This is a genomic window from Phycisphaerae bacterium (assembly GCA_024102815.1).
GTDB lineage: Bacteria > Planctomycetota > Phycisphaerae > UBA1845 > UBA1845 > JAGFJJ01.
In genome coordinates this window covers 83,338-97,335 of record JAGFJJ010000059.1, presented here as the reverse complement: position 1 = coordinate 97,335, position 13,998 = coordinate 83,338, and the positions used below count along the sequence as shown (strand labels likewise).

At 61.5% G+C, this 13,998-nt stretch carries 11 protein-coding genes and 2 tRNA genes; 6 read left to right on the top strand and 7 right to left on the bottom strand.

What is annotated here, in order from left to right; translation table 11 throughout:
- Positions 1 to 26: 26 nt before the first annotated feature.
- From J5J06_14965 to J5J06_14955, 3 genes are all read right to left on the bottom strand, one after another.
- Positions 27 to 965: a DUF58 domain-containing protein gene (locus J5J06_14965; GenBank protein MCO6438391.1), complete on the bottom strand. Its 939-nt coding sequence runs from the start codon at positions 963 to 965 to the stop codon at positions 27 to 29.
- Between the two features lie 109 nt (positions 966 to 1,074).
- Entirely contained in the window at positions 1,075 to 2,019 is a 945-nt protein-coding gene (locus tag J5J06_14960; GenBank protein MCO6438390.1) for an AAA family ATPase, read from the bottom strand.
- 203 nt (positions 2,020 to 2,222) lie between these two features.
- Positions 2,223 to 3,308, bottom strand: coding sequence for an LOG family protein (locus tag J5J06_14955; protein ID MCO6438389.1), 1,086 nt, complete (start codon positions 3,306 to 3,308; stop codon positions 2,223 to 2,225).
- Positions 3,309 to 3,616: 308 nt separating this feature from the next.
- Between J5J06_14955 and J5J06_14950 the strand changes: the two genes are divergently transcribed.
- The 5 genes from J5J06_14950 to ruvB all read left to right on the top strand — a co-directional run bounded on the left by J5J06_14950 (position 3,617) and on the right by ruvB (position 8,264).
- Complete coding sequence (locus J5J06_14950) at positions 3,617 to 4,546, top strand: DUF3473 domain-containing protein (protein ID MCO6438388.1); 930 nt, start codon at positions 3,617 to 3,619, stop codon at positions 4,544 to 4,546.
- Positions 4,547 to 4,651: 105 nt separating this feature from the next.
- A complete protein-coding gene (thiO, locus tag J5J06_14945) occupies positions 4,652 to 5,776 on the top strand; it encodes a glycine oxidase ThiO (GenBank protein ID MCO6438387.1) in 1,125 nt (374 codons plus the stop codon).
- A gap of 236 nt (positions 5,777 to 6,012) precedes the next feature.
- Positions 6,013 to 6,588 carry a crossover junction endodeoxyribonuclease RuvC gene (locus tag J5J06_14940; protein ID MCO6438386.1) on the top strand — a complete coding sequence of 192 codons (576 nt, stop codon included), beginning with the start codon at positions 6,013 to 6,015 and terminating at the stop codon, positions 6,586 to 6,588.
- A complete protein-coding gene (locus J5J06_14935; GenBank protein ID MCO6438385.1) occupies positions 6,585 to 7,220 on the top strand; it encodes a hypothetical protein in 636 nt (211 codons plus the stop codon). The genes J5J06_14940 and J5J06_14935 overlap by 4 nt, the downstream gene beginning before the upstream one ends.
- Positions 7,221 to 7,232: 12 nt before the next feature.
- A complete protein-coding gene (ruvB, locus tag J5J06_14930) occupies positions 7,233 to 8,264 on the top strand; it encodes a Holliday junction branch migration DNA helicase RuvB (GenBank protein ID MCO6438384.1) in 1,032 nt (343 codons plus the stop codon).
- A 21-nt stretch (positions 8,265 to 8,285) separates the two neighbouring features.
- On the opposite strand, the gene J5J06_14925 is transcribed toward ruvB, so the two are convergent.
- The 4 genes from J5J06_14925 to J5J06_14910 all read right to left on the bottom strand — a co-directional run bounded on the left by J5J06_14925 (position 8,286) and on the right by J5J06_14910 (position 10,953).
- The gene (locus J5J06_14925; GenBank protein ID MCO6438383.1) at positions 8,286 to 8,741 is read right to left on the bottom strand and encodes a hypothetical protein; all 456 of its coding nucleotides are present in this window, start codon (positions 8,739 to 8,741) and stop codon (positions 8,286 to 8,288) included.
- A 142-nt stretch (positions 8,742 to 8,883) separates the two neighbouring features.
- Entirely contained in the window at positions 8,884 to 10,356 is a 1,473-nt protein-coding gene (locus J5J06_14920) for an aldehyde dehydrogenase family protein (protein MCO6438382.1), read from the bottom strand.
- A 237-nt stretch (positions 10,357 to 10,593) separates the two neighbouring features.
- Positions 10,594 to 10,680, bottom strand: a tRNA-Ser gene (locus J5J06_14915).
- A 188-nt stretch (positions 10,681 to 10,868) separates the two neighbouring features.
- Positions 10,869 to 10,953, bottom strand: a tRNA-Leu gene (locus J5J06_14910).
- A gap of 1,446 nt (positions 10,954 to 12,399) precedes the next feature.
- Here J5J06_14910 and J5J06_14905 point away from each other — a divergent pair.
- The gene (locus J5J06_14905) at positions 12,400 to 13,950 is read left to right on the top strand and encodes a sigma 54-interacting transcriptional regulator (GenBank protein ID MCO6438381.1); all 1,551 of its coding nucleotides are present in this window, start codon (positions 12,400 to 12,402) and stop codon (positions 13,948 to 13,950) included.
- The last annotated feature ends 48 nt before the right edge of the window (positions 13,951 to 13,998 follow it).

Sequence of the window (13,998 nt, the reverse complement as noted above, 5' to 3'; positions counted from 1 at the left end):
CACGTTCCGCTCGGGCGAAGGGCTGACTATCCCGTGACCCGCGCCGAGCGCCATCGAAGGCGCGTATTCCGTGCCGCCAGGTAGCTCGACAGCGCCGCGCCGAGGGGCGCTGACGTGTCGAACATCGCGTATTCAATCTGAGAGCGCCCGCAGGCCCGTCGAATTCGTGCCTGGAACGCATCCACCTCGGCGAGGTAGGAATCACGGATTGCCCCCGCATCGGCCGTGATCATCCCCAGCGCCTCCATGCCCTCGAAGCGCGTCAGGTCATGAAGTGGAAACGCCAACTCGGCGTTGTCCCAGACGTTCCAGACAATCGGCTCGTGGCGATGCGAACGCAAATGGCGCAGACCGCGAATGATCTCATCCTCGTCATCAAACAAGTCACTGATCAACACGACCAATGTCCGGTGAACCAGACGATCCGCAAGCTCGTGCAAGATGGCCCCTGTCCGCGTCTTGCCGCCGCCCAACCGACGCTGCAACTCGCCGGTCAGTGTGAGCCAGTAATGTGCGTTGTTCGAGGGACGGACGAATTCCTGCAACTGATCGTCAAAAAGTGCCAGACCGACCGAGTCCTGTTGGCGCAGCGCGAGATACGCGATCGCCCCGGCCGCGGTGGCGGCGTAATCGTACTTGGCCCAGGGGGAGGCCGGCGAGCGGAACCCCATGGACTCGCTGCAATCCACGACAAGCAAGAGAGTCAGGTTGGATTCCTGACGGTAGCGCTTGACGTAGTACTTGTCCGTTCGGCCGAAGACCTTCCAATCGATATGCCGCAGGTCGTCCCCCTGCGTGTAGGCGCGATGGTCGGCAAACTCGACGGAGACACCCTGTCGCGGGCTGCGGTGCATGCCCGCGAAGAACCCTTCCACGACCATTCTGGCACGCAGTTCCAGCCCGCTGACCCCGGCAAGCACCTGAGGATCAAGATAATCGTGATCGCTGGTCTTTCCCGGCGGCATCCCTGCTCCACGACGATTTGCGCCTGTTCCCGCTAATTATAGGCCCCGATTCGCTCGACGATTCATTGGAACTCCCCAATCTCGCGGCGGTCAACTCGCGAAATCGCGATCAACTTCCTCCGTCCGAAACGAAGACGCGCCGGGCAAACTCAGGCTCCAACGTCCCTGCCGCGTCGGCTTTGACCGTGTCCAGTAATCGATCAACGATGTCGTCGGGACGGACACCCTGGGCTTCCGCGTGGAAGTTGGTGAGGATGCGATGCCGCAGTACGGGATGAGCCACGCCGCGAACGTCTTCCGTCGCCACGTAGGCCCTTCCCTTGAGCAGCGCCCGGGCCTTGGCCGCGAGGATCAGGTATTGCGAGGCGCGCGGACCGGCACCCCACGCCACAAACTCACGAACGAACTCGGGTACATCACCGGTGCTCACGCGAGTCAATCGCGTCAATCGCATCGCGTAGCGCATCACGTGATCAGCGCAGGGAACGCGGCGCACCAATGCCTGGATGTCCAGGATGGCACGCGCGTCCAGCGTTCGTTCCAGCGTTACATCGTGGGGCGTTGTCGTGCGGCGGATGATCTGAAGCTCTTCCGTTTCGCTTGGATAATCCACTAGCACCTTGAACATGAAGCGATCGAGCTGCGCTTCCGGCAGCGGATACGTTCCTTCCTGTTCAATAGGGTTCTGCGTGGCGAGAACGAAGAACGGTCGTGGTAACTTGTGGGGGAAACCGGCCGCAGTGACCTGATTCTCCTGCATGGCCTCGAGTAGCGCCGCCTGGGTCTTGGGCGGCGTGCGGTTGATCTCATCCGCAAGCACGACATTGGCGAATATTGGCCCCTTGACGAAACGAAGGGAACGGCTTCCCGTTCCCCGGTCTTCCTCAATCACTTCCGTCCCGGTGATGTCCGAGGGCATCAGGTCGGGCGTGAACTGCACGCGTGAGAAGCTCAGCGACAGGAGCCGGGCAAGCGTGCTGATCATAAGCGTCTTGGCCAGTCCCGGAACGCCTTCGAGGATGCAGTGGCCGCTCGCGAACAGGGCAACGAGCATCTCTTCTACGACCCGGTCCTGCCCCACGATGACCTGACCGAGTTGGGTGCGAATCCGCTCATACGCCGCGATCAGCTCTGCGGCGCGGACTTCGTCCGTGATGCCCTCGGCGCCGTCCGTAACGGCGTGCCCTTCTTCCACCCCACCTCCCTGAAACTGTTCCGCATCGCTCACGTCACGACTCTCCCTGAGAATACTACGAACTACGGCAAGGCGTTCAGGTGGTTGATCAACTGGCGCAAACGCCCGGCACTGCGTCGATGGAACTTGAAGACCAGGCGGGCCTTGTCGGGATACTCACCGTTCTCTTCCGGGAGGGCTTCCGGCAACTGTTGATACGAGCCATCGATGAGAATATCGGCGAAATCCCTGTCCAGCCGTCGGACTTGTTCGTCGGAGAGGGGTTCTTGCAGCCGGATCACGAGGTCATCGCCAACGTAGCGTGAACTGTGATACCGACGATAGTAGTTCAGTATCTCCTCCACGGCGCCCTCAGCGCTATCCGTCACGAAAAACAGACCCAGATCCTCCGGGTCGATCATGCCGTTGTTGAGCAACTCCGATTCGAGATGCCGCTCCCAATTCCGCCAGTATGTCCCGCCCGGCTCGTCACACATGATGATCGGGATCGGCGACGATTTCAGCGTTTGCACCAGCGTGAGGGACTCGTACCCCTCATCCTGCGTCCCGAATCCACCAGGGAAAAGCACGACGGCCGCAGCCTCTTTGATGAATAGCAACTTCCGCGTAAAGAAATACTTGAAGTTGATCAGCTTCTGGTCGTCGGCGATCACGTCGTTCGTCTTCTGCTCAAACGGCAGGCTGATGGCCACGCCGAAGCTCTTGTCTCTCGTGGCGCCGTGATGGCCGGCTTGCATGATTCCGCCACCGGCGCCTGTGATCACCATCCAGCCTTGCTGTTGAATGAGGTCGGCGAAGCGCAGGGCCTGCTGATACTGGGGATGCTCCTGCGGCGTTCGGGCTGAGCCGAAAATGGTGACCTTGGGAATTTCCTTGTAGGGAGCGAAAACCTTGAATGCGAAACGAAGTTCCTTCAGGGCTGTATTCAAGATCTTGAGATCGCCACGATCCGCACCATCTGCAGCCAGCCGGCAGACGGTGACCAGAATTGATTCCAGCAGATCGGCGTCCGGGGACGGGGCATATCCACGCACGAATTCGGCAATCGCCTGATTGCGCGCCCGTCGGCGGGCCTCGTCCGTTCCCGACGCGGGTCCCGGTTGCTCGGCTTCCGCCACGTTTTCTAAGAAGTCACTACTCGATTCCATCACTACTGAAACGTATCCTTTCCACTGAATTGCATCGACTTCGTTTTCCCACGCACAGGACCAGCGGGGCTGTCATAATAGGTTATCGGTCCACCGCTTCCCCGGTTTCAGCCCTTCTGCATCTGACCCGTTACCGAACATGAGTGGCCCGCAAACCTGACCGATAAACTGGCGGCATGATCCCCTCGAATGCTCTTCACGGCAACTTGAGAAAGCTGAACGTACCACGAAACGCCCCCGGGCATGGTCCGAGAACTGTGATGTCCGGGGTGCGGATTTCAACTCCGTCGGGTACCGAAAGTACCCACTTGCTGAGCTTCGATCTCGAATGCTGGTTTCATGCGCATAACCTCATGGTGCCGCGACACCTGTGGCCGGTCCAGGACGATCGACTGGAGGCCGTCGTGCCGCGCCTGCTTGATCGTCTCGATCGCCACAACGCCAAGGCAACGTTTTTCGTGCTCGGATGGGTGGCACGTCACAGGCCGGCCTGGATTCGCAGGATTCACGCTGCAGGTCACGAGATTGCGTCCCACGGATTCGGCCATCGCCCGGTCACGCACCAGTCCCCGGGTGAATTCCGTGATGACACTGCGGAGTCGATCGCCGTTCTTGAGGACCTCACCGGGCGCGCCATAGTCGGGTATCGAGCACCAAGCTACTCTGTTGTACCCCGATCATCCTGGGCACTGGACATCCTGGCCGAGCTCGGCTTGCGTTACGATTCCAGCATTGTGCCCGTACGGGCCCCACACGGTCGATATGGCTGGCCTGGCGCACCGATTGCCCCCTTTGAGGTCCGCCCGGGACTCATGGAGTTTCCGCTCCCGACCGTTCGGCTTTTGGGATTCCGGCTACCTGCCGCGGCGGGCGGCTATCTCCGCTTGCTTCCGCGACGCCTGACCCAAATGGCCTTCAAACAGGCGGAGGATGCCGGTCGGCCGATAGTGGTCAACATCCATCCGTGGGAACTCGATCCGGAACAGCCCCGTTGGCCAAGCGGACTCCTGCGGCAAACACTCCATTACTCGGGCACGGGCTCAATGGAGCAGCGGTTGGATTGGCTTCTGCGTTCCTATCGATTCGAACGAATCGCTGACGTCATCGGAAACCAGGGCATCGATCGGCACTCGGTATCCGGCAGGGTCTGCGATAGGAGCGCCCCCTCGTCTTTACTGGCAATTCCCGAATGCGAAGAATTCCGCCCGATTCCCTCCCGCCCGACTTCCGCCTCGTAGCGCCTTCGAGCACATGCTCTGAGCTTCATTATCGCGGCGCTCCCCATAGCAGTCCCCGATTGTTTCTCTACAATCCTGCTTTGCGCAACGTACGCGGGGTGTTCTTTGTCAGCCAAACCGGACATTATTGTCGTGGGCGGAGGAGTCGTCGGACTGACTGTCTCGCGCGAACTAGCCGGGGCGGGTAAAAGGGTGCTACTGGTCGAACGTGGCGTCTGCGGGGGCGAAGCATCCTGGGCCGGCGCCGGGATTCTCTCACCCTGCAACCCTCATCGCAACGACCCGCTGTTTCACTGGCAGGAACGGAGCCTCGCTCTGTATTCGGATTTGTGCGCGGCGCTTCAGGATGAAACCGGCATTAACCCCGAATATGACGATTGCGGAGAGCTTGCCGTCCTGGTGACGGAGAACGCGGTGAACATTGCGCGGTCGGACGAACGTGCCGCGAGCGGCCGGTCGATGCCCGACGGCAAGCCGATCTACGAGTTCTACGAACCGCAAAGAGCGCGCACACTGGAGAGCGTGCTTACCACCGAGATGCTCGGCGCCCTGGAGTGCCGGCAGACGGCTCAGGTACGCAATCCACGTCTGCTTCAGGCGCTGACCAGGTCATGTCGGCTGCGCGGCGTGGAGATTCGAGAGCATACGCCCGTCGTTGAACTGGCCAAACAGGGGGAACGCGTCCTTGGCGTTCGAACCCCGACCGGATTGATCAGTGCCGATGTTGTCGTCCTTTGCGCGGGCACGTGGTCGAGTGAAATCGACGTCGAGCTCGAGAGACTCGTACCGGTTCGGCCGGTTCGTGGGCAAATCGTGCTTGTGAAGTGCATCAAGCGACCCTTTCGACATGTCATCACACGTGGCAAGTACTACCTGGTCCCCCGCCGGGACGGGCGGGTTTTGATAGGAGCGACCGAAGAGCGCAACGCGGGGTTCAATCGTCGAACGACAGCCGCGGGAGTCACCAAGCTGGTGCAAGAGGCATTGCGGCTGACACCTTCGCTTTCCGACGCCTCGGTGGAGGCCGCCTGGGCGGGACTGCGTCCGGGGACGCCGGATGACCGGCCCTACGTCGGGCCGGTACCGAAACTCGACGGTCTTTTCGCTGCTACAGGGCACTTTCGATCGGGGCTGACGCTCGCTCCAGTTACGGCGGAAGCCATCGCCGTGATGATCGACGGGCGCGATTATGAGATCGACCTGAGCTGCTGCCGGCCGGGGCGGAATTGACATGGACGGGATTTGTTCGGATCATGGACGAGGATGGAACGCAGAGAGGCCGTTGGACGGGGAAGCCTCGGCTGGATTCTGGCGTTCGCCGGAATGACCGGCGATTCAACGGCGAGAGCATTCGAACCGCATGCCCTACCCATCGTGCACACGGGCGTGGGTGCGAGTCGAAGCTCCGGTTTCAAAAGTTGGTCCGCAGGGCGGACCCTGCAATTGAAACGTAGTGGCGTTTTTGAATGGAAGCGGTGATCTGCGGAATTGATCCCGGCTTGGGCACCACGGGGTACGCCGTACTTGGCTCGGGAGACGGGCGCGAGGCTGTCGTACTCGATGCCGGGGTCTGCCGCATGCACGAACGCGATCCCCTCGCCGAACGCCTGTTCGCCTTGGAAAGGGACGTTCACGGCGTCTTCGAAGAGCATCGTCCGTCCGTCGTCGCGGTGGAGCAGCTCTACGCCCATTACAAACATCCCCGGACGGCCATATTGATGGGCCATGCACGCGGCGTGATTCTGCTGGCTGCGGCGCGGTTGGGAATTCCGGTCCGCAGCTACGAAGCGACGCGGATCAAGCGGTATCTCACCGGGAATGGCCGGGCATCGAAGGCTCAGGTCCAGCGTGCCATCATGGTGACGCTTGGTCTTTGCGAGCCGCCCGAGCCTCCGGACGTGGCGGACGCACTGGCCATTGCACTCTGTGCGGCGGGCGAGAACTGCGAGACGGGCGGAGTGCAGCGCGTTGCGGGTGCGCCACGTTGGGGCGGGAAACGAGTCAAAGGAACGGTAATCAACTCGCGTGGAGGCGGGCGATGATCGTCCGGGTCACGGGAACGCTGCTCGAGGTGGACGAGGAATCCGTTGTACTCGAGCACAACGGCATCGCCCGCGAGGTTCTTGTACCCCATTTTGCCATCGGGGAGCTTGCCGCGTGCCGAGGCCGGCAGGTCATGCTGCACACGCTGGAGTTCATTGAGGGTAACCAAGCCTCCGGGCACTTCATCCCACGCCTGCTGGGCTTCCTTCATGTCGAGGATCGCGCTTTCTTTGAGCGGTTCCTGGGAGTGAAGGGAATCGGAATGCGGAAGGCACTCAAGGCGCTCTCCGAACCGGTACGCCGCATCGCCACCTGGATCGAGTCCGGCGATGCGAAATCGCTGGCGCGTCTTCCCGGAATCGGACCTCGGGCGGCGGAAATGATCGTGGCGACGCTGAAGGGCAAACTGGACGATTTCGCCCTGCCGCCGGAAGCGACCGAAGGTGTCGTCGCTTCGGCACAACTTTCGGCTTCGCAGCGCGATGCCCTGGAAATTCTCATTGCCTGGGGTGACGCGCGCGGCGAAGCTGAGCGATGGCTGCATCGAGCCGTGCAACTCCACCCTGATCTTGACGGAGCCGACGAATGGGTCCGGGCAGCGTATCGGGTCAAGAGCGGCATTGAGGGATAGAGCGATAGGATCATGGCACGAGACCGCCTTATCTCAGGAAACCGCGAAGCCGCCGACGAACCCATCGATGCCGCGCTTCGTCCGCGACGGCTCGATGACATGGTCGGCCAGACGGCGGTCATCGAAAAGGTGCGTATTGCCCTTGCCGCGGCGAAGAAACGCGGGGAACCGATCGAACACGTGCTGCTGGACGGACCACCGGGACTGGGCAAGACCACATTGGCAAGCGTCATTGCTCGGGAGATGACCGACAAGCCGCCGCGTATCACGTCGGGCCCTTCACTGGCCAAACAGGCGGATCTCATGGCCCTGCTGACCAACCTCGAACAGGGCGAGGTGCTTTTCATCGACGAGATTCACCGGCTGCCGACGGTCGTGGAGGAATTTCTCTATCCTGCAATGGAAGATTTCCGCGTCGATTTCACGATCGAAGGAGGGCTAAGCGGGCGGGTGGTGAATTTTGCCCTGCGGAGATTCACGCTCATTGGCGCGACCACACGCGCGGGGATGCTCAGCGGCGCCCTTCGCGACCGCTTCGGACATCGCTATCACCTGGACTTTTACACAGCCGATGAACTGACCGCCATCCTGCACCGTTCCGCCGCGCGACTGGAATTGGAGGCCGATGACGGGTCGCTGGAGACGGTCGCGAAGCGCAGCCGGGGCACTCCGCGTGTAGCCAATCGCCTATTGCGTCGTGTTCGTGACTACGCCCAGGTTTGCGGCGACGGGCGGCTCAACGAGCGCCTCGTGATCGAAGCACTGGATATACAGCAGGTCGATCACCTTGGGCTGGATGAGCTCGACCGTGCATTCCTGGGTGCGCTTATTCGAGTCTACAACGGTGGGCCGGCAGGCATCGAGGCTTTGGCCGCCACGATGGGCCAGGAGCGAGATACGCTGGAGGATGTTGTCGAGCCATACCTGCTGCAAATCGGATTCGTCATTCGCACGCGACAGGGACGTCAGGCGACACGCGCCGCGTACGAGCACATCGGTGTGCCCTTCCGCGACCCGCCACCGGGAGATGCCTCGCTATTCTGACAGATCGAATGCGGGCCCTTCTCAACGGCGGATGACCCATCGCCCCTCGACGTAGAGATGCCCGCAATGCGGGCCATGAACGTGGCCGCGCTTGACGCGAACCCACTTGCTGCCGGCACGATCGTACACGCAACCGCAATCGGGACCGTGAACATGCTCGACGACCACCGCCTTGCGCGGACCGTGAATCGGGCGGACGGTTTCACGTGCCGGGGCTTTGCGGATCACGACCCAATGACGACCGTCCCAGACATGCCCGCAGCCGGGGCCGTGATGATGCCCGCGAATGACCACGACCCGATGGCCGTCGTAATACTCGTCGCAATGGTCCGTGCAGACGTGGTCGACGTGGACATAGGTTCGCTCGGGCGGCGATCGATGGTCGTGGTAACTGATAGCCAAGCTGCCCCGGTTGCATCCGGCGATGAATAGCAGCAATAAGGTCGAACCGACAGCGACGGTCAGCGTCGAGCGCATAAGGAGGCTCCGATCAGGTCGCGATTGCTCAAAAGTATTCCCTCCGGAAGTATCGACACCGCACAACCAGAACCGTTAGTTCCGAAAACCTGGCGCGCACGAATCGACAGGCGCCCGAGACCGCCTCCATTGGCGACCGCCGTTACTTCAACGAGGTGTAGACCGTTTTGACCTCAGTGTAGTTCGCCAGAGCATACTCGCCGAGTTCCCGACCGATGCCGCTCATTTTGAATCCGCCAAAGGGTGCGGCGTAGTCGGTCACGTTGTAGCTGTTGATCCAGACCGTGCCGGCCCGCAGCCCAGCCGCTACCGAATGCGCTTTGCCCACATCGCGCGTCCAAACGGCGGCGGCGAGGCCGTACATAGTGCGGTTGCCCCGGGCGACGGCCTCTTCGACATCGGAGAATCGCATCACGCTTAACACCGGACCGAAGATCTCCTCGCGGGCGATGGTCATCTCGTCCTTTACGTCGTCGAAAATGGTCGGCTCAACGAAAAAGCCCGGGCGATCGACCTTCTTGCCGCCGGTAACGCACTTGGCCCCCTCACCCTTGCCCTTGTCGATGTAACCGAGAATCCGGGACTGCTGCTCCTGGGATACTTGCGGCCCTTGAGTCGTTCCGGCTTCGAAGGGATCGCCGATGACCTGCTTCTTGGCCATTGTGACAAGCTGTTCCATGACGCGGTCGTGGACCTTGTCTTCGACAAGCAACCGGGAACCGGCCGTGCAGCATTGGCCCATGTTGTAGAACAGCGCGTGATAGGCGAACTTCGCCGCCGTTTCCACGTCGGCGTCGGCGAAGACGATGTTGGGACTCTTGCCGCCGAGTTCGAGCGTAACGCGCTTGAGGTTCGTCTCGGCCGCAGCTTTCATGATCTGCTTGCCGACCTCGGTGCTTCCGGTGAAAGCGACTTTGTCGATGTCCATATGGCGGGCGATGGCCGCGCCGGCGGTCGGACCGAAACCGGGAACGACGTTAATCACGCCATCGGGGAAGCCGGCCTCCTGGGACAGTTCCGCAATGCGTAATGCGGTAAGCGGCGTCTGCTCGGCCGGCTTGAGGACGACCGTGCATCCCATGGCCAATGCGGGCGCAAGCTTCCAAGCGGCCATGATCGCGGGAAAGTTCCAGGGGATGATCTGCCCGCACACGCCGACGGGCTCGTGCCGCGTGTAGGCGTGGAACGGACCGGAGACAGGAAGTGTCTTGCCTTGGACCTTGTCCGCCCAGCCCGCATAGTAACGAAAGGCCGCGGCCGTGGCGGGGATATCGCCCTTGAGCGATTCCATGATCGGCTTTCCGTTGTCAAGTGTCTCCAGCGCAGCCAATTCTTCGGCGTTCTGCTCAATGAGATCGGCGAGTTTGTTCAGCAACCGACCACGCTGGGCGCCGTTCGTCCGGAGCCAGGGCTTGGACTCAAACGCCTTTCGAGCAGCGCGAACAGCCAAGTCCACATCGGCAGCGTCGCCCTCTGCCACGCGGCAAATGGTGTCGCCTGAGGCGGGATTGACTGTCTCAAATGTCTTGCCCGAGGCAGCTTCGACCCATTTCCCGTCGATGAAGAGCTTGCGATCTGTAACCTTCGGCGGAATAAGTGTTTGTGTTGCAGCCATCGATCGTAATCCTTTAATGATGCTCGTTGCCCGCTGGACTTCAGCGATGCGAGGAGTATTGAGGCTTGCTTCAGAGGTTCAAGTTCCGCGCACGGAATTCGACGGCTCGTTGTCGTTTCTCGGGGAAACCGACCGGGCGGGAGGACGGGAAGAGACTTGCCCCGGTCCAACAGCAAATCGACGCTGCGATGCCGGTTCTATTGCTTGAAGCACGGGGCATCAAACCAATCGGGAAATCGGAGAGGGGGGGATTCGAACCCCCGGTACGGTTACCCGCACACTGGTTTTCGAAACCAGCCCCATCAGCCGCTCGGGCACCTCTCCACTGCTTCCGGGAGGAAACGCAGGGGCGGCATGGTACCGGAAGCGGGACGGTTGGCAAAGCCTTCCTTCGCCTGTACGCAGCGCAGCCCTCGACTCCGGGGCCTGCCCTCGCCCAATCGGACGGCCTCCTGGACCCGGTGACCCCATCGCACTCGCAATGGCGTCAACGCCCTTCCATCGGAGAATAATGCCGGAGGAGGGACTCGAACCCTCACGCCTTTGAGGGGCACGGGATTTTGAATCCCGCGCGTCTGCCAATTCCGCCACTCCGGCACGAGCGTAACCTAGTGTGATTAAAAGACTTACGTTGAACGCTGCCGCAACCCACGCAAGAGGATTATTCGTACGGCGCGTGCCGAGATCATAACCTCATCGCGCCGGCGGGCAACGGGCCCGAAAACGGCGTTTTCGATGCAGCAAAAGCAATTTCTTGCGACGCAAAGCCCGTCTATCCACGCCCACTTCTTAGTCTGCTTGCGCAATACTTACGCAATAAGTTTCGCGACTGCGGGAAAGCGTAGCGTGCATTCTGCGAAAATCGCTCCCATCAACGAGGGCAACGAAACAATTCAGGGCCGACGTTATCACCGCGAACCGGCACAAGAATCGGCAAGTTCCTGTGGCCGCGACGAACCTGCTATTGCCGACAAGCCTCCCGCGATGTGGCCGCTCCTGAAACCCGGCCGTGATGCGTCAGTCGTGTGGCACCTCCCACCGGGCGATGCTGAACCTGGCTCTGGCCCCGCTTTGTGGGAATCCTTTGGCCGGACCGCGGTTGAGCTTGCTTTGGGGCGTCGGCCCATTCCTTCGATTTACGTCGACTCGCTAACCGTGTCGGCCCACGATAACGATCTCGTCCAATGCAGCCGACTCCGTCTTACCAGGTAACGACACTCGCCCGATTACAGAGTCGGGGGAGAACAGCAAACTCGCCATCGGCGTTTCTGGCGGCACATGCCCAGGGGGTTCGGGCCGAAGCTTATCACCGTCGTGGGCAAATCAAGCTAAAGTCCCGCCAGGCCTGGTCAGCCTCGGCCAGCGTGGGGAGCTCTCCAGCCAGTGAACGGAGCAGCAAATCCGAAGGCCCGAGGCACTTCGGTCGCTAAAGGTCGCGGAGCTCCGGGATGCGGATCGGCTGTTGCTGGGGCACCGGCAGGCTCTTGCCGAGGGCCTAGTCGGGCCATCGCCGGCCGACCGGCTGAACTTTCTTCGCCGCGGCCCAATATGCCCCGCGGGTAGCGCGCACGAACCCCTGCGGGGTCTTTCGTGAGTGTGGTCAGGGGCAGGCTGTGGAGCTTCATTTCGCAGGCGGACGAGGACCGGGCACGAGCCTTCAACGGCCTTGGGCGTAGGTACAAGGTCCACCGCGGCCCAAGTGGATGTGGAAGCGTAAATGCCGACAGGTACACTCGGAGTGGAACGTCTGGTCATCTGACCCAATAGCCCGATTGTCACCCTTGAGTTCGCCGGCGAAACCCACGAAGCCAACTGAGCCGTGTGAATTGAGTCAGCTCGATGGATGCTCGAAGGCAATTGAATCAGCCTCGGAAATGGCTAGGTCGCGCGTTCAGACGAACATGGCCAGGGATGACTGGCGGTGCTGATTCCTCCGGCAGACCCTGCGTGTTGGACTCAAGCAAGCGGTGGTACAATCCGTCCCATGGGCGCGGGCGCTCCCCGGAATCTGGTCGGAATCGTCTTATGGCTTAGGAGCAATCTGTGGCGACTGCTGAGTCGGAGGGACAGGTTACGGCCAGCGAGGATCGATACAGGGCGTTGCTCGCCGTATCCGGGGCGATCGTCGCGCACCGGGACCTGCCCGCGCTGTTCCACGAGTTGGCCGGGCAGCTTCTTCAGGTTGTGCACTTCGATGCCCTATCGTTGGTTTTGCACGACGCGGCGACCGACACCATGCGCCTGTACGTCTTGGAGACACCGGCGCCCATCGCGGCCAACCTGGCGATCGTCTTGCGTCCGGAAGACGATCCGGCGGGGCTGGTTTGGCGGACGCAGGAGCCGCTTGTTACGTCGAACCTGGAGGAACTGAAGCGGTGGCCTCGTTTTCTGGAGCGCGTGCATGAGTATGGGGTCCAGAGCTACTGCTGGCTGCCGCTGACCACGGCCCGGCGGCGGCTGGGCGCACTCGTGTTCACGTCCAAGCAAGCGGGGACCTACGACCGATCGGACATGCGCTTCCTGCAACTCGTCGCAACTCAGGTCGCCGTTGCCGTGGAGAACGCACTGGCGTTCGAGGAGATCGAAGAGCTGAAGGAAAAGCTCACTATGGAGAAGGCGTACCTCGAAGAAGAAGTGCGCACCGAGCACTTCGGCGACATCATCGGGGAGAACGCGGCCCTGCGCACCGTTCTAAAGCAGGTCGAGACGGTCGCTGTCACGGATTCCACGGTACTTATTGGAGGGGAGACGGGAACAGGCAAAGAACTGATCGCCCGCGCGGTGCACGATTTAAGCGGGCGCAAGAACCGCACGTTTGTCAAGTTGAATTGCGCGGCGATTCCCACCGGGTTGCTGGAAAGCGAGTTATTCGGCCACGAGAAAGGTGCCTTTACTGGCGCGATCAACCAAAGGATCGGCCGTTTCGAGTTGGCAGATCAGGGGACCCTCTTCCTTGACGAGGTGGGCGACATTCCGCTTGACCTTCAATCCAAGCTGCTGCGCGTATTGCAGGAGCAGGAATTCGAGCGCCTCGGCGGCACAAAGACAATTTCCGTGGACGTCCGCGTTGTAGCCGCCACCAACCGCGACCTCGCGGAGATGATTTCACAGGGCCGGTTCCGCAGCGACTTGTACTATCGGCTAAACATCTTTCCTATCCTGCTGCCACCGCTACGCGAGCGCGCCGATGACATTCCGCGCCTCGTACGCCATTTCACCCAAGCCTACGCGCGTCGCATGGGCCGGCGGATAGAACGGGTTCCGTCGTCGGTAATGGACGCCCTGGTTCGCTACCCTTGGCCCGGGAACGTACGTGAACTGCAAAACGTCGTTGAGCGGGCGGTGATTCTCTCCAAGGGCCCGACGCTCGAGGTGCCCGCGACCGACCTGCAACTGGCAAGCGCGTCGCCTACGACGCGCACCGCCGTTGCATCCGTTACGTTAGCTGACGCCGAACGAGAGCACATCCTACGGGCGCTTCAAGAGACCAATTGGGTGCTCGGCGGCCCCAAGGGGGCCGCGGCCCGCCTGGGAATGAAGCGCTCCACGCTACACGAGAAGATCAAAAGGCTCGGCATCTCTCGCCCGGAGTAGCGCGCCAACCGATCGGCGCTCGCGCCAAGGCACCGGCGCTTTGGCGCT

Coding starts and splice junctions, on each gene's coding strand:
- J5J06_14965 (MCO6438391.1), bottom strand. CDS start 965: ATGCCGCCGGGAAAGACCAGCGATCACGATTATCTTGATCCTCAGGTG.
- J5J06_14960 (MCO6438390.1), bottom strand. CDS start 2,019: ATGCTCGTTGCCCTGTTCGCGAGCGGCCACTGCATCCTCGAAGGCGTT.
- J5J06_14955 (MCO6438389.1), bottom strand. CDS start 3,308: ATGGAATCGAGTAGTGACTTCTTAGAAAACGTGGCGGAAGCCGAGCAA.
- J5J06_14940 (MCO6438386.1), top strand. CDS start 6,013: ATGGAAGCGGTGATCTGCGGAATTGATCCCGGCTTGGGCACCACGGGG.
- J5J06_14935 (MCO6438385.1), top strand. CDS start 6,585: ATGATCGTCCGGGTCACGGGAACGCTGCTCGAGGTGGACGAGGAATCC.
- ruvB (MCO6438384.1), top strand. CDS start 7,233: ATGGCACGAGACCGCCTTATCTCAGGAAACCGCGAAGCCGCCGACGAA.
- J5J06_14925 (MCO6438383.1), bottom strand. CDS start 8,741: ATGCGCTCGACGCTGACCGTCGCTGTCGGTTCGACCTTATTGCTGCTA.
- J5J06_14920 (MCO6438382.1), bottom strand. CDS start 10,356: ATGGCTGCAACACAAACACTTATTCCGCCGAAGGTTACAGATCGCAAG.